This window comes from Thermogemmatispora onikobensis (assembly GCF_001748285.1).
Classification (GTDB): domain Bacteria; phylum Chloroflexota; class Ktedonobacteria; order Ktedonobacterales; family Ktedonobacteraceae; genus Thermogemmatispora; species Thermogemmatispora onikobensis.
In genome coordinates this window covers 1-22,570 of sequence record NZ_BDGT01000035.1, presented here as the reverse complement: position 1 = coordinate 22,570, position 22,570 = coordinate 1, and the positions used below count along the sequence as shown (strand labels likewise).

General features: G+C 60.2%; 16 protein-coding genes. 2 read left to right on the top strand and 14 right to left on the bottom strand.

Annotation, left to right across the window (positions count from 1 at the left end; translation table 11 throughout):
* Positions 1-38 precede the first annotated feature (38 nt).
* The 5 genes from dnaA to BGC09_RS15190 form a co-directional block, all read right to left on the bottom strand.
* Positions 39-1,601, bottom strand: a complete 1,563-nt coding sequence (gene dnaA / locus BGC09_RS15210; protein ID WP_069804865.1) for a chromosomal replication initiator protein DnaA — start codon at positions 1,599-1,601, stop codon at positions 39-41.
* Positions 1,598-1,996, bottom strand: coding sequence for a RidA family protein (locus tag BGC09_RS15205; protein ID WP_052887596.1), 399 nt, complete (start codon positions 1,994-1,996; stop codon positions 1,598-1,600). The genes dnaA and BGC09_RS15205 overlap by 4 nt, the downstream gene beginning before the upstream one ends.
* A gap of 93 nt (positions 1,997-2,089) precedes the next feature.
* Positions 2,090-3,061, bottom strand: a complete 972-nt coding sequence (locus tag BGC09_RS15200; RefSeq protein WP_069804863.1) for a protein kinase domain-containing protein — start codon at positions 3,059-3,061, stop codon at positions 2,090-2,092.
* Between the two features lie 91 nt (positions 3,062-3,152).
* Positions 3,153-4,358 (bottom strand): TolB family protein, encoded by a 1,206-nt coding sequence (locus BGC09_RS15195; RefSeq protein ID WP_069804862.1) that lies wholly within the window; start codon positions 4,356-4,358, stop codon positions 3,153-3,155.
* Between the two features lie 373 nt (positions 4,359-4,731).
* A complete protein-coding gene (locus BGC09_RS15190; protein ID WP_069804860.1) occupies positions 4,732-6,828 on the bottom strand; it encodes an LCP family protein in 2,097 nt (698 codons plus the stop codon).
* A gap of 618 nt (positions 6,829-7,446) precedes the next feature.
* On the opposite strand from BGC09_RS15190, the gene BGC09_RS22935 reads away from it, so the two are divergent.
* Entirely contained in the window at positions 7,447-7,584 is a 138-nt protein-coding gene (locus BGC09_RS22935) for a hypothetical protein (protein WP_176728940.1), read from the top strand.
* Between the two features lie 138 nt (positions 7,585-7,722).
* On the opposite strand, the gene BGC09_RS15185 is transcribed toward BGC09_RS22935, so the two are convergent.
* Complete coding sequence (locus BGC09_RS15185; RefSeq protein ID WP_069804858.1) at positions 7,723-9,891, bottom strand: tetratricopeptide repeat protein; 2,169 nt, start codon at positions 9,889-9,891, stop codon at positions 7,723-7,725.
* Positions 9,892-10,024: 133 nt separating this feature from the next.
* On the opposite strand from BGC09_RS15185, the gene fmt reads away from it, so the two are divergent.
* Positions 10,025-11,014, top strand: a complete 990-nt coding sequence (gene fmt, locus BGC09_RS15180) for a methionyl-tRNA formyltransferase (protein WP_069804855.1) — start codon at positions 10,025-10,027, stop codon at positions 11,012-11,014.
* Between the two features lie 234 nt (positions 11,015-11,248).
* Here fmt and BGC09_RS15175 read toward each other — a convergent pair whose 3' ends face one another.
* From BGC09_RS15175 to alaS, 8 genes are all read right to left on the bottom strand, one after another.
* On the bottom strand, positions 11,249-11,461 hold the full coding sequence (locus BGC09_RS15175) for a hypothetical protein (protein ID WP_069804853.1): 213 nt from the start codon (positions 11,459-11,461) through the stop codon (positions 11,249-11,251).
* Between the two features lie 307 nt (positions 11,462-11,768).
* The gene (locus tag BGC09_RS15170) at positions 11,769-11,948 is read right to left on the bottom strand and encodes a hypothetical protein (protein ID WP_069804852.1); all 180 of its coding nucleotides are present in this window, start codon (positions 11,946-11,948) and stop codon (positions 11,769-11,771) included.
* 200 nt (positions 11,949-12,148) lie between these two features.
* Positions 12,149-13,042 (bottom strand): undecaprenyl-diphosphate phosphatase, encoded by an 894-nt coding sequence (locus BGC09_RS15165; protein WP_069804850.1) that lies wholly within the window; start codon positions 13,040-13,042, stop codon positions 12,149-12,151.
* Positions 13,043-13,077: 35 nt separating this feature from the next.
* Positions 13,078-14,187: an endolytic transglycosylase MltG gene (mltG, locus tag BGC09_RS15160; protein WP_069804848.1), complete on the bottom strand. Its 1,110-nt coding sequence runs from the start codon at positions 14,185-14,187 to the stop codon at positions 13,078-13,080.
* Complete coding sequence (gene ruvX, locus BGC09_RS15155; protein ID WP_084658957.1) at positions 14,184-14,678, bottom strand: Holliday junction resolvase RuvX; 495 nt, start codon at positions 14,676-14,678, stop codon at positions 14,184-14,186. Before ruvX ends, mltG begins: the two co-directional genes overlap by 4 nt.
* A 323-nt stretch (positions 14,679-15,001) precedes the next feature.
* Positions 15,002-17,647 carry a baseplate J/gp47 family protein gene (locus BGC09_RS15150; protein WP_069804847.1) on the bottom strand — a complete coding sequence of 882 codons (2,646 nt, stop codon included), beginning with the start codon at positions 17,645-17,647 and terminating at the stop codon, positions 15,002-15,004.
* A gap of 185 nt (positions 17,648-17,832) precedes the next feature.
* Complete coding sequence (locus tag BGC09_RS15145; RefSeq protein ID WP_084658955.1) at positions 17,833-19,167, bottom strand: cell division FtsA domain-containing protein; 1,335 nt, start codon at positions 19,165-19,167, stop codon at positions 17,833-17,835.
* A 413-nt stretch (positions 19,168-19,580) separates the two neighbouring features.
* Entirely contained in the window at positions 19,581-22,223 is a 2,643-nt protein-coding gene (alaS, locus tag BGC09_RS15140) for an alanine--tRNA ligase (RefSeq protein WP_069804845.1), read from the bottom strand.
* Positions 22,224-22,570: the final 347 nt, after the last annotated feature.

The following is a 22,570-nucleotide window of genomic DNA, read 5'->3' as shown; positions in this document are numbered from 1 at the left end:
TCCCGGCAGAACAACAGGCCGTTGGCCAGCGAGTTGGTTCAGCGCGGCAGCAACAGCTCGCGGATGGCGACCACATCGCGGCGCAGCCCGGGATCAAGCTGCATAGCCCGTTCGATCTTCTCGCAGGCATGCAGCACCGTGCTATGGTCGCGCCCACCGAAGAGCTGGCCGATTTCCAGCAGCGAGAGCTGGGTTTCCTGACGAATCAGATACATGGCAATCTGGCGCGGGATCACAATCTGCTTATCGCGCTGCTTGCCACACATGGCCTCCAGAGGAATGCGGAAGTAATCGGCCACCGCCTGAGCAATTTGTCGACCACTCAGCTGCACCTCGCGCGGCCCATTGCCCAGCGATGACATGGCCGCCCGCGCCACATCGAGCGTCAGCTCGGTGCGATGCAGCTGCTGGTAGGCCATCAAGCGATTGAGGCAGCCCTCCAGCTCACGGATGTTGGTCTGGACACGACTGGCGATATAGGCAATGACCTCATCGGGCACTGGATAGTGCAGCATATCCGCTTTGACACGCAGAATCGCCATGCGCGTTTCCAGATCAGGAGGCTGAATATCGGCGATCAGTCCCCATTCGAAGCGTGAGCGCAGTCGCTCCTCCAGGCTCACAATAGCCTTGGGGGGGCGATCGCTGCAGATGACGATCTGCTTGCTCATCTCGTAGAGACTGTTAAAGGTATGGAAAAACTCCTCCTCAGTCGACTCTTTGCCAGCGATAAACTGGATGTCATCGACCAGCAGGATATCGACGGAGCGATACTTCGCGCGAAACTCCTCGGTGGTGCGATAACGAATCGCATTAATGATCTCGTTAGTAAATTGCTCAGACGAGACATAGAGTACCGTCAAGCCGGCCTGTGCCCCCTTATGACCAATAGCATGCAGCAGATGGGTTTTTCCCAGGCCGACCCCCCCATACAGGAAGAGCGGATTATAGGCCTCGCCGGGGGCCTCTGCCACAGCGTAGGAAGCGGCGTGAGCCAGGCGGTTGCTATTGCCCACAATGAAGGCATCGAAGGTATAGCGAGGATTCAGCCGATTGGGCATTGCTCCCGCGCTCTCCTGCTCCCAGGCAGGTGCTCCGCCAGCCAGCGGCTCGGCCAGGGCGGAGTCACGCAGCGCCTGCCCAGGTGGTTTACTGGGCAGATCGTAATCGTAGTAGGGAGAAGGAGGAGGAGAGTCATTTCTACTCGGTCGAGCGACAAACGTCTCCGTTGATCTCTGGCGGTCCTCCATAGCGGCCATCTCCATCTCCTCATCGGCGTGAGCCTCCCGGGGAGCGTCACTCGCCGCCCCACTCGCCGTCACCACCCTGAGTGTCACCGGCTGCTGAACTAACTCGGCAAGGGCCTGCTCGATCGCAGGTTGACACTGCTGCTGAATCAAAGCAGAGGCCAGAGCATCGGGAACCAGAAGCCAGAAAGAGAGCGTTTCCCTCTCTCCTGCCGTGGCAGGTGACTCGCGAGTGGGAGCAACGGGCATGAGCCGGGCAGTGCGCAGCCAGACCCTGGCCACAACATCGACAGGCAACAGCTCCAGGCGCTGGAGCGCCCTGTGCCAGAGAGTGGCTGGATTCACGCGGATCACTCTCCCGCCTGGTCCTCAGCGAGCGCCACACACTCGATCTCGACCAGAGCCTGGCGCGGGAGTTCAGCCACGGCTACCGTCGAGCGCGCCGGTGCCGGTTCTGGGAAATAAGTAGCGTAGACCGCATTCATTGCCTGAAAGTCGCTCATGCGGGCCAGAAAGACGGTCGTCTTGACCACTCGCGAGAGAGAGCTGCCGGCAGCCTGCAGCACGGCTTGTAGATTCTGTAAGACGCGATGGGTCTGGGTTGCCACATCGTCGCCCACCAGCTCGCCACTGGCAGGATCAAGCGGAATCTGCCCAGAGGTATAGATAAACTGGCCGCAGCGGATCGCCTGGCTATACGGTCCGATGGCGGCAGGTGCGCTAGCGGTACTAACCTTTGTTCGCTCCATATAGCAATTCTAACCGCGGGCGCTTAGGAGAGCGCCCCTCCTTCTCATCCAGGTTCTCTTCTAAGAGTATGATACCGATGGGGCCAATCCTCTTCAGGGATACTGGCGTTGCGGCGGCGGTGGGAAGAGCGGGCCTCCGCCTCCGGCGGGGGAGGCCAGGCCCTGCCAGGGAGAGGCCACCGCGGGATGCCCCTGCTGCATCAGCTCACGCAAGCAAGCCCGTAAGGCCTGCTGCAGCTCGATGGCCGAATGGAAACGCTCCTCCGGCTCCTTTTCCAGTGCGCGCATCACCACCCGCTCGACACTGATCGGCAAGGCGGGGTTAAACTGACGCAGGGACGGGGGATTGGTAGAGGCATGCTGCATAGCGATCGAGACCGCGGTCGGCCCCACAAACGGCGGGCGTCCAGCCAGCATCTCAAAAAGCACCACGCCGAGCGAATACAGGTCGGAGGAGGCTGTCAGCGTCTCACCACGCGCCTGCTCTGGCGAGAGATAATCAGCCGTTCCGAGCACAATGCCACTATTGGTCAATCCGGCGTCCTCGGCCACGCGCACGATCCCGAAATCGGTCAGCTTGACCCACAGGCCGCTGCTCAAATCGTTGGTCAGCGGCGTGATTCCATTCCAGGTCAACATAATATTCTGAGGTTTAATATCGCGGTGGATAAAGCCGCGCGCGTGGGCTACCTGCAGCACCGAGCAGACCTGGCAGGCGATTTCAAAGGCTTCGCGCACCTGCAGGCGGCGGCGCTGAGTGATCAGCTGCTTCAGCGTCGGGCCTTGAATATACTCCATCACCAGGAAATACTGCCCGCCCTCCTCCACAAAATCGTAGATGGTGACCGCATTGGGGTGGGCCAGGGCCGCCGCCGCGCGCGCCTCCCGGCGAAAGCGCTCCACAGCGCGCAGATCATTCTTATCGAGAGAGCGCAGCACCTTGATGGCCACAATGCGCTCCACGCGATGGTCCCAGGTCTTAAAGACGCTGGCCATGCCACCGGTAGCAATGTGCTCGCGAATCTCGTAGCGTCCCGCGATGAGTGTGCCTTCCAGCTGACTCAAGGCTCTACCTCAGATCCCCCGGCAAGGTGATATCAACGGATCACTATTTGTTCCCAGTATAGTGCGTAGGGTAAGTATATCATCAAAACACTCATGCCGTCCAGAATGGGTGAGAATCGCCATCGACTCCACCGCTGGTGAGCTGGATCGGGCTGCCAGCGGGACTGTAGGTCTTGGTCTTCTGATCGTAATTGAGCTTGAGGAGCCAGATATTAAACTCCTCATTGGAGTAGAGAAAGTAGGCAATCGCTTTCCCATCAGGAGACCAAACAGGCTGGCTGACAAACTGGCCCTTGACGAGCAGCTTTGACTGCTGGTAAGGCAAGAGCGCCTTCTTTTCAACGGCGGGATCGTTCGGGTTCGTGGTGATACCCTCTGGAGTGGGCATGACATAGAGACCCATCTGCCCGTCCTTGTCACGCCGGATGTAGGCAATGGTGTTGCCATCGGGCGAGAAGGCTGGCTGTATACACTGCACATCAGGCGGCGTGATCGCAATCCCCGGATCAAAGCCCGGCAGTCCAGGATAGTAGGTGCCATGAGGCTTGCGAGAGATCTCGTTTGGGTCCTCCATGAAGAGCTGAATCACCTGCTGCGTGCGTGTGTTGTCGTAGGCATAGTGGGTATAGATAATCTGATCGGAATGGCCAGGGCGAAAACTAGGATCGCTGTTACCGCCATCACCAACATAGGCGTAAGCTACATCCTGAACCGCATTGTAGTTGTTAGGCTCATCGATCGACATCTCGTAGATCTGCAGGTCGAGCACCGGCGCATCGTAGTGCGTGTACTGATACCAGTCTTCCTTCTGGAAATCACTCAGAAAGAGCAGGTGCTTGCTGTCGGGTGCCCAGCGCGGCTGGGCATTCCACTTGAAATCGTCCTTGGGAACATCCAGACCGGGCACAAAGTAATAATGACCATTGCCATTGAGCAGCATATGCCAGGAACCGCCGTTGACCGACATGTACTCGATGTTGGAATAGTTCTTGAAGCGCACTGTGAAGGCAATCCATTTGCCATCGGGCGAGACCGCCGGGTCGCTCACAGTCTGACCTTTGGTGAGCTGCTTCAAGCTATTGGTCAGGCCATCCAGTACCCACAAGTTGTGATCGATGGTGAAGTAAATCTTCCCTTTGAAGAGATTCGGGTTCTGATTGACCCCCACCTGACGGCTCCCGACCGTGGTCTGCTTGAACTCGCTGTTGCCGCCCCCAAACCAGAGACAGCCCTGTAGCAGAACCACCAGGCATGATAGCAAGATGCCCAGGCGCCACGAGATGCTCTGCTTCTTCATCGCTCTTCTTCTCTTCTCTGAACCGCTCGTTCGTGCGTGCGCTCGCTCACTCACTCGCTCGCTCACTTGTTCTGAGGTCGAGATGATGCCCGAGGGTAGAGGCAGGCCACAGGCAGGCGCAGTCTGTGATCTTGTGCAACCGGCAGCGAACGACTGGCCCTTGCATCCCTTCGCTCCACCACCCGGGCATAGCTATTCTCACCACTATGAATCGTCACAGCGGCCCGCCTCGTCTCGCCGATTTGTCGAGCACTGCCTGCCGCTCTTTCTCTTCCGCGAGGCAGGCATCAGCAGCCGAGACAGGCGGGCGGGCGTGCAGGCAGGTAGGCAGTGGTCTCGCCTCCTGCCTGGTCCAGGTTTACCAGCCGGCAGACTAGACCCTGGCCGCATCCAGCGACTCACAGACGACGGCCATCATCAGCTCAAGCAGGCTACGTATACCTAAGAGGTTATCGCTACTGCTGCCCTGCAGGCTCATCAGGCCGAGATTCGCCATCTGGCCCGCGGTCGCCAGCGGACTGCCAGTCTGCGCGCTGTCAATCACAGCCGAGGAGGAGGATTGACGGGCTGGGAGCGCGCCCGTGTCTGTTGCACTCGTTGCCTGGGCCACAGTCGACGACGAGGGACTGCTTGCTGTCCCAATATTGCATTGGGCCTTATCTCCCAGAGCGAACATCTTCGCGATCACCGGCAACAGGGCATCGCAGTTGGGGATCTCGACATCGACGGGCAGCCCATTGCGCATCACAGTAGCGGCGTGAGAATAAGGCGGACCTAGCGTCACGCGCTGCACGCTCGCTGTGTTGATCGAACGAGCAAAATTCATCAGCTCCAGCACCTGAGTCAGAGAGAGGTCCGTCTTCACGTATCCATTCAGGTCCTGAGCGATCTCCTGCAGCTTACTGAAAATCTCAGGGTTATCCAGCTTGCTCTTCAACTGCGTCAGCACCTGCTGTTGACGAGCCGAGCGACCGAAGTCGCCCACCAGGTCGGCATGGCGCGAGCGAACATATTCCAGGGCCTGGAGGCCAGTCAGATGCTGCGGTCCTGACGCGATATAGAGGCGCTTGTAGGCATGGATATCGCCCGTTGTATTGCCGACATCATCAGGATAGGTATCGTCCGTGATGGGATGCATTACATCGACATCGACCCCGCCGACCGTATCGATCACCTTGACAAAGCCATCGAGACCGACCCAGGCATAGTAATCAATCGGGATACCAAAATCGGCATGGATCGTAGCGCGCGAAAGGGCCACGCCCCCGTAGCCATAGGCTTCATCCAGTTTGCCCATGCCGACCCCTGGGATCGGCAGCCAGAAATCACGAGGGATCGAGAGCATGCCAACGCTATGAGTGGCCGGATCAATGGTGACGACGATATCTGTCTGGGCGATATAGTGACCGGCAAATTTCTCATCGGTATCGCTGCCGAGCAAGAGGATGTTGAAGCGCCCCCCGCTCAGGATCGAGCCACTGCTGCTGCTCTGCGAGGTATGGGAACCGCTATCACCGCGCAGGCGTGGCACTTGCTGCCCCACGATATTATTGACGGTCCCGGCGAAAGCATAGTAGTAGTAAGCGACCGCAGCGCCCGTGAGCAGGAAGATCACCAGGCAGACCGCAGCCACGATGCGCGCCCAGAGAGGGAAGCGACGCCGACGTCTCTGTCCCTTCCTGACAGGGCGAGGGAGCGAAGGACTGGCCGGGTTGGCTGGCTGAGCCGCGTGCTGAGGTAGCTGTTGAGGTGGCGCTCCCCAGCCGCCCGAGGGCGGCCAGTCAAGGCCTGGCGTAGCACCCGCGGCTGGCATACCACTACCCAGGCCCGGCAGCGACACAGGATAGGTAGCCGACGGTGTCGAGGGAGGAGCCGTCATCGGCCCGCCCATAGCCAACGGTCCCGTTCCCGGACCCGACGCCAGACCAACGCCCTGACCAGCATAGCCTGGCATTCCAGGCGTGGAGCCTGGCCCACTGAGGCCGGGCGCGACAGGCCAGGGACCCAGGCCCGGCGAGCTGAGCGGCCCTCCAGAGGCTGCCGGCGGCTGCAGCTGAGCCGATCCCTGCTGTAATAGATCAGGCAAGCGATTCAGAGGAACATTGGCATCCGTTTGACGCGATGAAACCTGATTCAGAGAGAAGGGTGGCAGACCCTGTTGAGAAAGTGGCAGAGGCAGATCGCCGGTTCCGTTTGGTGACTGGCCAGCAGGCGTCGAGAGAGACGAAGGAACCCCAGGCGCGGCAGTACCGGGCAGAGAGAGCCTCGGCGGCCCGCCCTGTGGACTCTTCTGCCAGAGACCCGAACCTGTTGACCGTGTTGCAGTCGGTCCTACCTGCTGATCCTGCGCCGCGGCTTCTCCCCCCCTTGGCTCACCGTTCGGCGACCACAGACCCGACTGAGGCTCCTGCTCAACAGGCTCATTAAGAATCTGAGCCGGATTCTTGATAAACTGGCGTTTCGCAGTCATTCAAACTCACTTCCTGACAACTTCCTAGCAGAGAGCCTTGTTGGCATGCGCGCTATATTCATGTGCGCATGGCCCTGATTCTGCTCCAGGTCACTTCACTTCACTCCAATACAGGAGCCTTGTGCATCTCCGGCCCTGCCACCACCCACATCATTCTCACCATTTCCTAGCAGCAGTTTCTATCTCGCTGGCTCGTCCGTCTGCATTCTCTGTAAGTCGTAGCCCTCTCCCCGTGCCAGGGCCTTACCTCCTCTTGCGTACTGCAACGTACAACGTTTCGGCGAGCCGTTTTCCCACGGCATCGCAAAATATGGCTATCCTGCGGGATAGCCATGACAACCTCACAAGGAGAAGGCAGGTGCATAGCTGGCGGTGAACAAAGAGACTGATCAGCCAAAGCAAGCGTTCAAGCTTGACCTACCCTACTGCTGACTGGACCCCGCATCGGCAGAATAGACCCATCCGTGAAAGGAGTTGCTCCTGGCCAACCGCTAGCCAGCCAGGAAGCGAGGTATCTCGCGGCTGCAACCTGCCCAAACAAGCAAACACACCAGGGCGGGCAGGCGCCAACACACCCTACCCTCTCGCATGGGACTGCCATAGAATGCAGCGCCCCCGATGGTGAGCATCCCCCTCGTCAGTCAGCTTGCAACTCCGCCAGCGGAGCAGCTCGGCCTGGCTGACCCGGCAGCGCTGATGGACGGTACCCTGGTCCTGGATAGGGAAGCGTCGCTGATTCGTAGTCACTTACTATAACGCATACTGTTCCAGCAAGTTTGCAAACAGAACCTTTTTGGCCAGGAGCGACCGACCAGGTTCACTGCAAGGTCCCTTGCGCTATGAGAGGCGGCCCCAGTAGCAAGTAGCCTCTCCTAGAGTAGGAGAGAGAGGCACTCAGGCAAAGAGCTGACTCACCAATTGTTCTTGTTGAAGCAAAGCGGCCTGGCGCAGACCTGCAAAAGCCTCTGCCCCCAGGCGTTGTTCCAGGGTGCTAAGGAACAGCTCAACCGTGCTCACCGTCGGGTCCTGCAGGGCCTGGCGCCACTGGACCGCAAAGAAGAGCAAGGCCAATCCCTCGACCTGCCTTCCCTGCTCATAGAGCAGCATGCCCATGTTGGTAACGATCATCCCAATATCATAGCGCTCTTGCGTACGGAGCGCTAGCTTCAGAGATTGTTGATAATAACTCAGGGCCTGCTGATACTGCTTCTGCGTCTGGCAGAGCAGGCCCAGATTATGGAGCACCACGCACTCGATCTCGGGATCAGGCTCGGCAAGTTGGCGATTGAGGAGCAGCGCCTGCTCGAAATAGGTTTGGGCCTGCTGCAGGGCCCCCATGCTGCGATACAGCTCGCCCATGTTGACCAGGGTGACCGCCGCATCGTGCTGATCGCCCAGCGCCTGCTGAATGCCCAGGGCCTGCTCATAGCAGAGCCGGCTCTGTTCGTACTCACCCAGGCGAGCATAGAGCAAGCCCAGATGACTATTGACCAGGCCCTCATCGTGGCGTGTCAGCAAGCCGCTCGGGGGCAGCATCCCAGTATACATGCTCATCAATGTATTCCACGTTCCCCAGCGCATGAGGCTCTCATGCAAGCTTTCGCCGAAGAGCAGATCGCAGGCTTCCTGCCAGCGCCAGCCCAGGCAGAGATGGCGAATAGCATGCAGCAGTGGTACAACGTCCTGCAGACCAGTGCGCTGCTCACGAGGCGGACACTGCTCCAAAGCCAGGCGACGGTAGTAGGCTGCGACCTGCAAATGGCTATTCGCCAGGGCGATCTCGCGGGCCTCTGGCGCATCCGGTTTCAGGCCCGCCAGGGCTTCCAGCAAAGGGCTACGCAGGCCCAGCATCTTCTCCAGCGCCTCGCTATGGTGGAGATCATTCCCCTCCAGGTAGGCAGCGAGCACATACTGGCGCAGCAGGCTATGCAAGTCGTAGCAGGTGACTCCTGCCTCATTGAGGGAGCGTTGCACAAGGGAAAGCTGCACCAGTTGCAGCAACTCTTGTTCAAAGCGCAGGGCATGGGCTGAGGCATACTGGCCCGTGACTGTCGTCACAATTCCCGCCAGCGGGACTGGCTCAGAGAAGAGCGCCAGGGCCCGCAAGAGCAAGGTTTGCACTGGAGAGAGCTGGCGATAGAGGGCGGCGATGGTCTGGAGAGTGACATCGCCGCTCCAGAGCGGCTGATACTCGGCGGCATGCAAGAGATAGGGCAGAGAAATTCCCGAGAGCTGCACCAGGGCGCAGACGAGCAACAAGGCAAAGACGTGGCCTCCGCAGCGCTGCCAGACCAACGAGAGATCTTCATAGCTCCCTTGCAGACCACGCTGCAGCAACAAGGAAACCCCCTCGGGAATACTGACGCGCGAGACCAGATACGAACGCACCCGCTTCTCATCATCGTTGAGGGGCCCATAGGGCGACAGATAGCTTGTCAGCAAAAGGCGGCTGGTGCCCAGATCCATCTGGAGCATCTCAAAGAAAGCCGCCAAAGCTCCGCGTCCGACCAGTCCCTGAGCCGTCTCCGGGTCCAGCAGCTGCTCGAACTGATCCAGGACAATGAAGGCGCTCTCTTGTGGGCGGCGCAAGGCGCGCACCAGCGCCGCGATTTGTTGCTCGGGCTTGAGGAGAAAGAAGGTAGAGGTGTCAACGTTGATGCTACGCAGGATAGCAGCGATGACATCCGGCAGATTGGCAAAAGAGCTAATGCTCAGCCAGACAAAGTAGCGTGGCCGCAGCGGAGGCTCCTTTGCCACCTGTGCCAGGGTCTGAATACTTTTATAGACGAGTGCAGCCAGCGTCGACTTGCCAACTCCCGGCTCACCAGTCAGAAAGACCGCGCTGGTATTGGGGTTGCTCAGCATGCGCCTCACCGCATTGACCTCATCGGCGCGCTGCAGAATGCACTCAGGTTCCGTCGCTGGAGGTGTAGTCGAATAGATCCCGAATGTGAGCTGCTGCTGACGCTGAGGCGTTGGTTGAAGAGCAGCCGATAACGGCGGCGCTCCCCCACCTGGCTGCCCGCCCCCCGAGACCAGGTTGTTGTATTCCCACCCTTGCATACAACGTTGTACCTCGATGTTTCACTTGTGGTGAGTGCAGTATACCATATTGGCACGCCTCAAGGGGCGGATAGCCTGAAAATGCTATTATAGGGACGTAATTCGCGTAGAAGGGAGAAGGCTTAGCAGATCTATGCTCCGACTGATTTACATGGGCACGCCCCAGTTCGCTGTGCCCCCTCTGGAAGCTTTGATCCGCGGAGCCAGACCTGGGGTCGTCCTGGCGGAGGGCTACGAGATTGTGACGGTCATCACGCGCCCCGATAAGCCGGTTGGCCGCGGCCACCATCTGGCCTTCTCGCCGGTGAAACAGGTTGCGCTTGCTCATGGCTTATCTGTCTGGCAGCCCGGTTCACTCAAGCGCCCTGAAACGATCGAGGCCCTGGCCGCTTATCGCGCCGACCTCTACATCGTCACGGCTTTCGGCCAGATTCTGCCCCAAGCCGTGCTTGATCAGCCACGCTACGGCACTTTGAACATCCACGCCTCTTTGCTACCAAAATATCGCGGCGTCTCGCCGATCAGTGAGGCCATCCTGCAGGGAGAGAGCGAGACCGGCGTGACCATTATGCTGCTCGATGCCGGCATCGATACCGGTCCCATCCTCCATCAGCGCCGTCTGCCGATTGACCCTGATGATACCACGGAGACGCTGAGCGTTAAACTCGCAGAGCTGGGGGCCACCGCCCTGCTAGAGACGCTGCCGCGCTGGATCGCTGGCGAGATCACGCCTCAACCCCAGGACGAGAGCCAGGCCAGCTATACCCGTATGCTCCGCAAGGAGGACGGCCAGATCAACTGGCAGCGGCCCGCCGCCTGGCTGGCACGTATGGTACGTGCTTATACCCCCTGGCCCGCTAGCTACACCTTCTGGCAGGGCAAGCTGCTCAAGATTCTACAGGCCACCGCTCTGACTGTGGATGGCTCCCTTCCTTCGGGCCTGCCTCCTGGGACAGTGCACCGCTATACGCTGGCCGACGAGGAGCTGCTGGCAATCGCCTGCGGGGAAGGCTGGCTCCTGGTGAGTCGTCTGCAGCTGGAAGGGCGCAAAGCGGTCAGCGCCGCCGAGTTCCTCCGCGGTTACCCCCAGATCGTCGGCAGCGTGCTCGGGTCTTCCAGCTAGGCTGCTCCAGCCCAGAGAGGAAGCAGGAACCCGCCTGGAGATGCACAGAAAGACTGCCTGCCACCGCCTCTGGGGCAAGTCACTAAAACGGGCAGAGAGAGCAGTGAGTGGCTGCTCTCTCTGCCCGCCTTTCTCCTGGTTGCTTCAACTCCAGACTGAGGGAGGAAATCTTTCTTCTCCGCTCCACCCTGCACCAGTCAGCGCTCAGGCAGTCAGCGCTCAGGCAGTCAGCGCTCAGGCCGCCCGCGGACGGGTCACCAAAGCCCCGATGACGCAGATGATGGCGATAGCGAAAAAGAGGACCGCGTGTTTCACATGCACAGCGGTCGGCGGCGAGGCGAGCAGATGGGGAATGCCTGGAATCAGATAATAGACTCCAGCAATCAGCGCCAGGACCGCTACCACGATCGCCAGGATAAAGACCCCAGGATTAGAAGAGTTTTTCATCGTTCCACCTTTCCTCAAGGAAGAAATAGGCTACTTGCTCCTTTTTTTGGGAGAGAGCCAGCACTGGCTGCGTCCAGGACACCTCTGCGCTCGCCTGGTCACAAAGGCCAGGCGAGAAGCCAGGGAGAAACAGGAAGCCTGAGCCGGAGAACCAGCCCCATCCTTTCCGGACCGACCGACCCCTGTCCCCCCCCTCCCTGCTGCTGCCTATCATCGCCTCAAGTCGCCCTTGCCCCGTTCAGGCAGTCAGGGCAAGGCCACAACGACAGCCAGCACATAGGCGACAAGCCAGGCCGACCCAACCCAACTAGGCCGCCTTGGGCCGCCCCATCACCATACCGACGATCCCAATGATCAGCAGGATCGCACCGACGATCAGGCCGACCAGGCCGCGTGTAGGATGATGAGTTACCTCGAACACAACGCCGAGGATGAGCAGAATAATACCTACAGCGAGAGCGGCATAAAAGAGATACTGGTTCTTCATGCGCGGTGTTCCTACCTTTTCCTCAAAAGTTCAAAAGAGGGACCTCGGTTCGCGGGGACAAGCCTGCCGGGGCTGACGACAGGACGCTTCTCCTCCAGAACGGGGCCATTGCCAGGCTGGGGGAGCCACCGCAGCAGATAGGATAGATTCCCACCGACAGCGGCTTTCTGGCCCCGCAGCCTCTAAGCAATTCTACCTAATCAGGAGGCAGTGTGCAATACGAAGAAGAGCAAAACAAGCCCAACCAGGCCAGCGACCCAGCAATAGACGGCAAAAGGATAGAGGTTACCCGTCTCAAAATACTTCAGTAAGAATTTAGTACTGAGGAAAGCCGCCAGCCCAGAGAGCACCATACCCGCAAAGACCAGCAGCAAGACGGAACCCGAGAGGCCAAAAAGCTGAGGGATTTCGAGCACAGCCGCCGCAAAGATGATCGGCGTGCCTAGCAGGAAAGAATAGCGCGCCGCGTCCTCATGGCTGAGGCGCACCCCGAGACCAGCCACCATCGAAGCGCCGGAGCGCGAGATGCCTGGGATCAAAGCCAGGGACTGGCCCAGCCCCACCAGTACAGCCTCTTTCCAGGAGAGCGAAGCCAGAGGGCGCAGCAGCGTCTTAACGTCCTTGCGAGCCTGACGGCGCTCCTCCTGGGCCGTGAGATAGCGACGCAAGGCCTCGCCGAAGAAGAGCAGGGAGCCATTGACCACCAGGAAGGTGGCAGCGATGACAGGAGAGGCGAAGAGCTGCTTCAGCGGCTTCTCCAGAAAAACCCCCAAAATTCCTGTCGGAATCGAGCCGATAATGATCAGCCAGCTCACCCACTCCTCCGTACCTCGCTGAACCTGGCCTTCCTTGATGCTTTTCCACAAGGTGCGCAGCACCTGGAGCCAATCGCGCCAGAAATAGATCACCAGCGCCAGGGCTGTTCCCAGGTGGAGCGCTGTAATCAAAGGCAGAAAGCGCTCGTTGTCCACAAGATCCCCCCAACCCAGCAGCCCGGGAATGACGACGGTGTGCCCCAGGCTGCTGATGGGGAAAAGCTCGGTGATCCCCTGCAACAGAGCCAGAAAAACGACCTGTCCGAGATTCAGATTCATCAGCTCTACTCTCGCCGTTGCTTCTTTCCTTTACTTTACTTCAGGTACTGCTGAACCTCCTGATCAAATTCGGCTTTGGTCTTGGCAAAGACGGCCCGTCCGTTATCAGGTCGGTTCAGGAAGAAGTAGTAGTCGGTCTTGGCCGGCGACGCCGCAGCCTGCAAGCTGGCCAGGCTCGGGCTGCAGATCGGCGTGGGCGGCCAGCCCTTATGTGTATACGTGTTCCAGGGGCTATCAGGTAGCACCTGATTACCCGAAGAGGCCAGAGCCGCCCAGTAGCTCTTTGTGCCGGGCTGTGAATCGCGCGCATACTGGACAGTGGGATCAGCATCAAGGAAACCTGCCGTTTCGGCATTAGGGCGATAGATGCGGTTCCAGTAGACACTGGCGATCAATGAGCGATCGCTGTCAAAAGCCGCCTCGCGCTCAACAATCGAGGCCAGGATGACCATCTGGTAAAGGCTCATATGATTGGCCGCCGCCTTCGTGTCCAGATGGTACTGTTGCACCTTGGCCTGGAACTCCTCCAGCAGCCGATCGATCACGTCGGTGGTCGTCGCCCCAAGGGTGAAAAAGTAGGTGTCCGGGAAGAGCAATCCCTCCATCGTCGCCCCCGAGGGGAGCTGCTTGAGAAAAGGAAATTTGTTACGATCGGGGAACTTGGCCGGATTCTTGGTGTAGGTCAGAAAGTCCTGCTTGCTGAAACGCGGTAGGCCCGCTGCCTCAATCTTGTCGGCAATCTGTTCCAGGCGCCAGCCCTCGGGGACACGTATGGCAATCTCATCGGGCTGTCCTGTCATGAGCGCATCGATCATGTCGCTCATGTTCATGCTGCTGTTCAGGTTGCGATAGACGCCGGCCTGCAGATGCTGGTCCAGCCCCTTGATCTTGGCCCAGAGGCGAAAGGCCAGCGTGTTACGGATCAGTCCCTTGGCCTGGAGATCGTCCGCTAGTTGCTGTACCGTCTCATTTTCCTGGACAACGACCGTTACTGTATGCCCCTGTCCAGGCGGGCTGACAGGCTCTAAGACCGCCGTGGCCAGGTTCCACGAGACATAGATGAGACCCAGGACCAGGGCAAAGACGAGAAAGACGCTGAGAATAGCCCCCCGCGAGCGAGGAGAGTGAGGACCTCGTACTTTCATTGTGACGCTTCCTCTGGAGCTTGGTGCCGGTGATTCAGGAATTGCTGCAGAATAAGCGTCGCTGCCAGAGCATCGAGCCCCTGCCGGTTCCTTCCTCTTTTTCCCTGACCACCTTGATGACCACCACGCCTGGAACGCCTCCCTCCCTCCTCCTGCTCCCGCTCTGCGAGCAAACGCTGCGCCTCCACCGTTGAGAGGCGCTCATCCCACAGATGAACCGGGATCTTGATATGGCGCTTCAAGCGCTCGACAAAGGCTAGCACGCGCTCTCCCTGCTGATGGATCTGCCCATCAAGGCTGACTGGTAGCCCCACCACGAGCGCCTCAACTTCGTTCTCCTCAATGATGCGCCGCAGCGCCTCCCAGAGCCGGGCCTCGTTGCCGGCCACCTCCAGGGTCGTATAGGGCGAGGCCAGAATCTGCGAGGCATCACTGATGGCCACCCCGATACGAGCCTCTCCCACGTCTAAAGCCAGTATGCGAGCCATCATAAAAAGTTAGACGAGCCTGGTATCTTTTCTTCTTAATTACTACTTCTTACTATAGAAGAGAGTAGTATCCATAGCATTCTAACGAAGGAACCCTTCACTGTCTACGCCACAGGGAAGGAATAGCAAGGGTTGGCTTGCGCACCCCTCCCGTTCTCGACCTGACCGAGTCCGACGATCGCCGGGTCAGCCAGCTCCCCGCTGGCAGCCCCCACCCCTGGCCTTACTCAACAAAAACGCCGACGGACTGAGTGGCCAGCCAGGGCGGGCGGGCCTACCTGCCGTCGGCGCTCCTCTTGCCTCCGTCTACCGCTTCTACGCCACGCTCAAGAGACCGTTACGATGTTCCGATGGATATGGATATGGTCGCGTAGCAGCGGCATCCAGGGATAGAAGCCCGGATTGACGGAGATGGTGGTCTGGATGTCCACGGCCTGCTTCCCCAGACGGGCGGTAAGCAGACTATTGAGGTCGTTGAGCGCCTGATCTTTGGCCTTCCCGCTGAGCTGGCCCTGCAGCTCCTCATCACTGATGGCAGGTCCAACCAGCCCGCTGGCCGTAAAGGTCAGCGTCAACGAGCTGCCTCCGTTGTGGGATGCTCCCTTCAGCTGTGCAATCGAGACCGGCTTCTCGCTAAGCAGCTCATACCCCTGCTGCTGTTTCTGGATAGCCGCATTGAGAGCGGCGCGGGCTGCCTCCTGAATATCTGCGGCGCGGACCACCAGGATCGCCGCCTGGAAGGTGAGGGTCGCTGTGAAGCTCCCAGTAGTGGTCACCTGACCGACGGCGGGAGAGGCATTGACCTGTTCTTGCACCACTGGTTGACCAGCCACATCACCATCATGCAGTTGCTGCTGGAGCCAGTCACGCAGCTCTTGTTGCAACTGAGCATTCAACTGGTTCTTGAGGGTAGTGACGTCGGCGCTGGTCACCTGGGGCACGCTCCCCAGGCCGCCGCCCGAGGTCGGCTGAGGATTGGTGACTGTCAGTTCAGTAGCAGAGGCCCCAATCTGCTGCAGGCTCTCAGGGGGAATGACTGTGATGCTATTGGCTGGCACATTGCCGCTGGTGCCGGGATTGACTGCTTCGACTTGTACCGGGTAGGTAGTTCCGGGTGTAACCAGCGGCTCGGCAGTGGTTCTAAACTGGATGCCCGAGGGAGTTGCCACAATGGTACCCGTCGGGATGACGAGCGAGCGCGTGCCCTTATTGGTGAACTCGACTGTGCCGTGGGCCTTGACCACGCCAACCCTGGCCAGTCCGCTAGCCCGGCCTTGAGCCTGAGCATTGCGGCTAAAGAGCAAGACCTGCGCCGGCAAGGTATGAGCGGCCACGTTCAGGCGCGTGGTAGAGCTGGCGGTGAGCTGGAGATTCTGGCTAAAGGCCCGTGCAGGGAGCGTAAAACTCACCTCAGCCGAGGGAACATAGTAAGCGAGGCCAGCGACGAGGGCCAGCAAGAGCACGAGCAGGCCCACAAAGAGCAAGGGGCCTCGCGCCCCCCTGCTCTCAGTCTTCGCCGGTCGCCGGGGGGAGCGAGCAGCAGTGACCCGTGTCCCGGTGTTGGTGGTAGGCGTTGCCTTGCTCTGAGGCCGGCCCGTGACCGCTTCGCCCGGGCCGCGTGGTGTTGGGCCCGGCAGAGCTGCCCTCGCTGCAGCCGGGCCAGTCGCTCCCTTGACCAACGAGCCGCTGATTACACGAGGAGGCTCAGGGGCAGCGCGGGGAGGTAGGGCCCGCGTAGGCAGCGCCTCAATATCGGGCAGGCCCATCTCGCTCTCCTCCTCTTCGGCGTCGGGCAGGGCAGGCTCTCCGCCAAAGCTGCTCAATCGCGACGAGGCTGATCGGCCATAGCTCCGCGCCCCCAACCCCGACACGGGGGACGGGAAGTCTTCGCTTTCTTCCGCTGGTTCTTCCCCACCAGGGGTACTCCAGTGCTCGGCAGAAAGGTGCGTCGATGGCAGGGCGATATCCCCCTGATCACCCAGATCCTCGACCTCGGCTTCCAGCAGCGTTCTGCGCCTCCCCGAGATGGCCGGAATATCGTCCTCAACCTCATCGATGGGAGCGAAGGCTCCGCGCTGTTCGGGAAGAGAGCTGGGGGAGATTTCCTCGATACGACTGAAGGGATCAGCTGGCTCCTCCTCTTCCTGGTGCTCTCCGGCCTCAAGGGGGGCAGTAGTATAGGACTGCCGATCCATGCTGGCAGGCGCAGCGTGGGCGGGACCTGGCTGCGCGGCCTGGCGAATGTGCTGGGCGGTGCGGAAATCCTCCAGCAGCGTATCCTCAGCTTCATCCTCCTCCTGCCCAGACGGGAGGAGCGGAGAGATCGCCGCGGAGGCATCGATTGGTTCGATATGAAAGTCATAAGAGTGCTCGGTCGATGGCTGAGAGTATCGGCGGACGGAACCGCTTTCCTCAGCGGGGCGCTGAGGACTGGCCAGGTCTTCGATGAGTGGTTCCCGGCTTTCGCGCGCACGCCCGAAAGAGCTGGACAGTCTGACTGGCTTGTCTCCCTCTTCCAGCGGCCTCTGACCAGGCACCGGCGCGCGCGGCAGGAGAGATCTCTCCTCTCTCTCTTCAGCCCCGGCAGCGGAACTGCGCTGCTGCTCGGCGCGCGTACGCGCCGTCAGGCCGCGGGTCGTTGACCGTGAGCCAGAGCTATGCTGCGGAGTACGTGCAGGCCGGCTGCCCGGGCGCGCTCGACTGCTGGGCGGAGAGGTCAAAGACTCGGCCACCTTGAAACCTGCAGCCTTGACCACCACCCGGACCTGACGATCCGAGCTGACGACGAGCACATCCTTGCCCAGCTCGCGCGTGCGTGCATGCAGCAGCCGCCAACCCACGTGGCTGCGCAATTTGGTCTGCGGGGGCACCACCAGAATGAGGCGCCGCGCCGAAACCTTCTCCAGGCGCTGGCGCACGTCGGTCAGTTCTTCTTCGGGGCCAAGATAAATAATCTGCTGCTCGTCAGACATGTGCCCTACTCCCTGCATGCAGGCCAGCACGCGACTGCTTCTACGTGGGCCCTGCCTTCTGTCGTTGTCTCATGCCTGTCTACGCTCGCTCCCTGGCTAGCTTGCCAGCCAGGACGAAAGACAATCAAGGAGAAACGTGCGACGACTCTTCCCTCTTGTCTGGCTGCTTGCCGCGCGCTCGCGTGTCAGAGATGCATATTCTGGATAACTTTGTAGAGCGCCTGCTCGAGAACACTGTTCTCGTTCTGTAGCTCGATGGCCTGGTAGGCCAGGGCCATAGGCGTGATATCCTGCGCATCACGCAACAGCTGGCGCGGGTCAAGGATGCTGGTGACCATATCCGGCTGGACCGTCTCAATGAGCGGCGGACGGGCAAAGGGTAGACGTTCTGTCCAGGGAAAGCTCCGCAGTTTTTCTTGAAGATCAGGCAGGGCTGAGCCGCCACCGACCATATAGATGGCTGGGGGCAGCAGCTCGTTCTTGGCCAATTCTTCGATGAGCAGCTCCACGCTATCCATCCAGGTCTGGCACTCGGGAGCCAGAATCGCTCTGATCTCATCGCGCTGATGGCCCTTGATCCCCCCATTGCTATACATTACCTTGAGCTTCTCCGCATCCTTCAAAGAGAGCCCTTTGCCCGTCGCCAGACGCCGCGTAAAGGTTCGCCCCCCCAGGGCGAACATGCGCGTCTCCTCGATACCACCCTGGCGCACCAGGGCAATATCGGTAGTTCCCCCACCGACGTCTATGAAGATGGCCCCACTATCAGCGCTCGCGTTGGTACTGAGACAGCGCGCCAGGGCGTACGGCTCCGCCACAATGGCCACCAGGCGCAGATCCAGACCCTGAGCCACCGTCTCCAGCGCCCCTAACTGCATGAGGGGTGCAAAGGCGCTGAAGAGGGTGAGAGAGAGATGACGCCCGCGGAAACCAATGGGGTTCGTGACCACCTGCCCATCAACGCGCACTGAGATCACCGCGGCATTGGTGAGACGCACCTCAATATTCTGATATCCTGTCTCGGCTGCAATGCGATCGCGGGCGTTCTTCAGCAGCTTCTGCTGAGCCATGCCGATCAGGCTTTCCAGCTCATCGGGCGTAATGAACTTGTTTGGTTGCTGACGGGTCTTGGTCACCGTGATTGAGCTGCCTTTGACCAGCTCGCCAGCAATGCCAATCACCGCGTCCGGCGCCACGATATCGCCAGCAGCTCGCTCAGCCTGGATCAGAGCCTCATTGCAGCCCTGGATGACCCCCTCGATATCCGTGACGATGCCATCGGACATATGTGAGTAGCTCTGGCGATGCCGGCCTACGCCAAGCACAATGCCCTGGTCATCAACAACTTCGAAGACGATCGCCTTCGCGTACTCAGTGCCAATATCAAGGGCAGTATAGAACTGGCGCCCACTCCCGTCGCCATACTGCTCCTCGTAGCCGTCCTCGGGGACATACTCGTAGCTGCCTTCTCTAATCTGTCCCCCGAAGAGAGAGCGCAAGCGGTCAAAGAGCTTTACCATCAGAACTCACAACATCCCCTGTTGATGCATGCCACAGAGAACATGCCGTCTTTCGGTCCAGGCTTTAATAGGTGAACACGAGCACTACACGTACGTTATAACACAATGCCTGCTGGACAACAAGGGGCACCAGCTTCGCACCTTCGCACCTTCCCTGTGCCGCTACTCAGCTAGTGTGCACCGCCTGCCCTGAGATGCCTCTTCGCCTTCCTGTGTTGTGTGGCAGCATCCTTGCTTTGCTCCTTGCTCTATACCTGGCTCAGGCCAGCCAAGCCAGGTCGGCCCTGGCCTTCTCTTCGCCTGGGAGCCAGCTCTCTCCCGAGGAGGGCCTGCTGATGCCTGCTGCCTGGCCTGGGCAAGGCTGGCCGAGCAGGTCCCCCTCCCTCGCTCGGGCCGGATCAGCCGGGCCGCCCTCAGTTCAGGGCCTGTTCAACGAGCGAGGGCACCAGGGCCAGGGCCGCGCTGAGGGCCTCTTTCTCGCGTCCGCCACCCTGAGCATATTCTGGCCGACCGCCGCCCCTGCCACCAAGCCGCTGGCCAACGGCGGAGGCAATTGTGCCCGCGTGGAGCCCACGTTGGACCAGCTCGGGGGCCACCAGGACCTGCACGCTCACTCGTTCCTCGTAGGTGGCGGCGAGTGCCACCACACCGGGACGTCCCAACTTGTTGCGCGTCATCTCGGCGACCTCGCGCAGCACGCGGTCATCGGGCGCCGAAACGCTGGCCGCCACAACTGGGACACCACCTACCTCGCGCGCCTGCTCTGCCAATGAGGCCGCCTGGCGCCTGGCCTCTTCTCGCTGATACTGCGCCAGCTGGCGGCGCAGCGTGGCCAGCTCGTCGCGCAGTTGGTCAACGCGCTCGATCAGGTGATCCGGCTGGGTCTGCAAGCGGCTCGCCAGATTTTCGACGAGCGTCTTACGCCCGCGCAGATACTGCTCGGCTCCGCGGCCAGTGAGAGCCTCAATGCGGCGAATACCGGCGGCAATGCTCGTCTCCTGCGTGGTGACGTAGATGCCGATCTGGCCGGTGGCGCGGCAGTGTGTGCCTCCACACAGCTCTTTGCTGCTGCCCATCGAGACGACGCGCACCTGTTCGTCGTATTTCTCTCCGAACAGGGCCATTGCCCCCGTCTTGAGGGCCTCCTCCAGCGGCATAATTTCAGTGATGACCGGGTAGTCGGCGCGAATCCAGCTATTCACTACCTCGTCGAGCCGAACCAGGTCCTCGCCTGTGAGAGCACGCGGCGAGGTAAAGTCGAAGCGCAGGCGCTCTGGCTCAACCAGTGAGCCACGCTGCTCAACCTGGGGACCAAGCAGGTCGCGCAGGGCTTTATGCAGCAGATGAGTGGCGCTGTGGTTGCGCATGGTGTCTTCACGCCGCTGGGCATCGACCTCCGCCTGAACCGTCTCGCCAATGCCCAGGTAGCCCTCAGCGACGCGACCATAGTGGACGATCAGACCTTTGACGGGACGTTGGGTATCCTCGACAACAAAGGTTCCCACCGCCCCTTTGAGGAGGCCTCGATCACCGATTTGGCCACCGCTCTCGGCATAGAACGGGGTGCGATCCAGAATGACCAGCGCCTCTTGCGGTGCACTGACGTTCTCTACTGCTTCGCCATTGACGAGCAGCGCTACAATGTTGCCGCTGGCGCTGGTGCTTTCGTAACCGAGGAAGGTGGTCGGCGTGAGGCGGCCAGCGATCTCGGTGAGCTGCTGGTCGTTGCGAGCCTGGGCAAAGGGGCTGGCGGCACGACTGCGCTCCTGCTGCTGGCGCATCGCTTCCTCGAAGCCTGCCACGTCAACTGTGAAGCCCTGCTCCGCTGCAATCTCTTGCGTCAGTTCCAGAGGAAAGCCGTGGGTATCGTACAGCTTGAAAGCTTCGCCCCCAGGAATGACTGTGGCGCCACGCTCCTTCAGCTCAGTCAGCAGCTCGGTCAGCAGCTGCAGACCGGTGGAGAGCGTTTGATTAAACTTCCTCTCTTCCATACTGAGCAGCGCCACGATGCGATCGCGATGCCGGCGCAGCTCGCGATAGTGGCCGCCCATCAGCTCGATCACCGTATCGGCAGCCTCGGTCAGAAATGGCTTCTCCAGTCCTAGCAAGCGACCATGACGGACAGCGCGACGCAGGATGCGGCGAAAGATATAGCCGCGGCCCTCGTTGCTGGGCAAGACGCCATCGGCGGCCAGGAAGACCAGAGCGCGCCCGTGATCAGCAATCACGCGCAGCGAGGTATCGGTGCGCGTATCACGGCCATAGGCCGTGCCAGCCAGGGTGGCAAAACGGTCGATAATCGCGCGGAAGACATCCGTCTCAAAGACAGACTGCTTGCCCTGGAGCACCATCGCCAGGCGCTCCAGGCCCATGCCCGTATCGATATTCTTGCGCGGCAGCGGGGTGCGCTTGCCATCGAGGTCCTGATAGAACTGCATAAAGACCAGGTTCCAGATCTCAAGGAAGCGCTCGCACTCGCAGCCGGGCTTGCAGTCTGGTTTACCGCAGCCATGCTCGACGCCGCGATCGTAATAAATCTCCGAATCCGGTCCACAGGGGCCAGCGGCTCCCGGCGGCCCCCACCAGTTATCTTCCAGACGCACAATGGCCTCATCGGGGATGCCGGTGATCTCCGTCCAGTAGCGCGGGGCCTCGTCATCCTCGGGGTGAACCGTTGGGTGCAGACGCTCGGGCGGGATCTTCACCACCTGGGTCAGAAACTCCCAGGCATAGGCGATGGCCTCGCGCTTGAAGTAATCCCCCACCGAGAAATTGCCCAGCATCTCGAAGAAGGTCAGCGTGCGCTCATTGCCCACTTTATCAATATCCGTCGTGCGGAAACACTTCTGCACCGAGGTGAGCCGCGTGGCGGGAGGCGTCTCGCGCCCCAGAAAGAAAGGAATCATCTGCTGCATGCCGGCGGTGGTCAGAAGCACCGTCGGATCGTCGCGCGGGATGAGCGACGAGCTGGGCATCAGATAGTGGCCCTTCTGGACAAAGAAGTCCAGAAAGCGTTGGCGAATTTCAGCAGTGGTAGGCTGCACTTTTACAGACACAGCTGCCTCCTCACTAGTACAATCGGGCCGGGCTCACCCGCGGCACCTGAGTGGGACAGTTTGTGCGTTACCAATCCAAAACAGATCTGGTTGATACACTCAGTGCCTTGGTCTTGGTTGGTATGGCGAGCGCTCAAGTGCGCTCCTTCATCGGTCCAGATCGCTATAAGTAGATGAGATCCGATGTGGATAATAGAACCAGCGTCCTCCCCAGCACGATGCCGCGTCCCGCCAGATCGGGCATAGGTAATACTAGAGCCATTTGTGCACGGGCATTATATCAAAGCCAGGGACCTATCGCAATGCCTGTGGAAAGGAGCGAGGTGCATGCCTGTCTCGATGAAGCT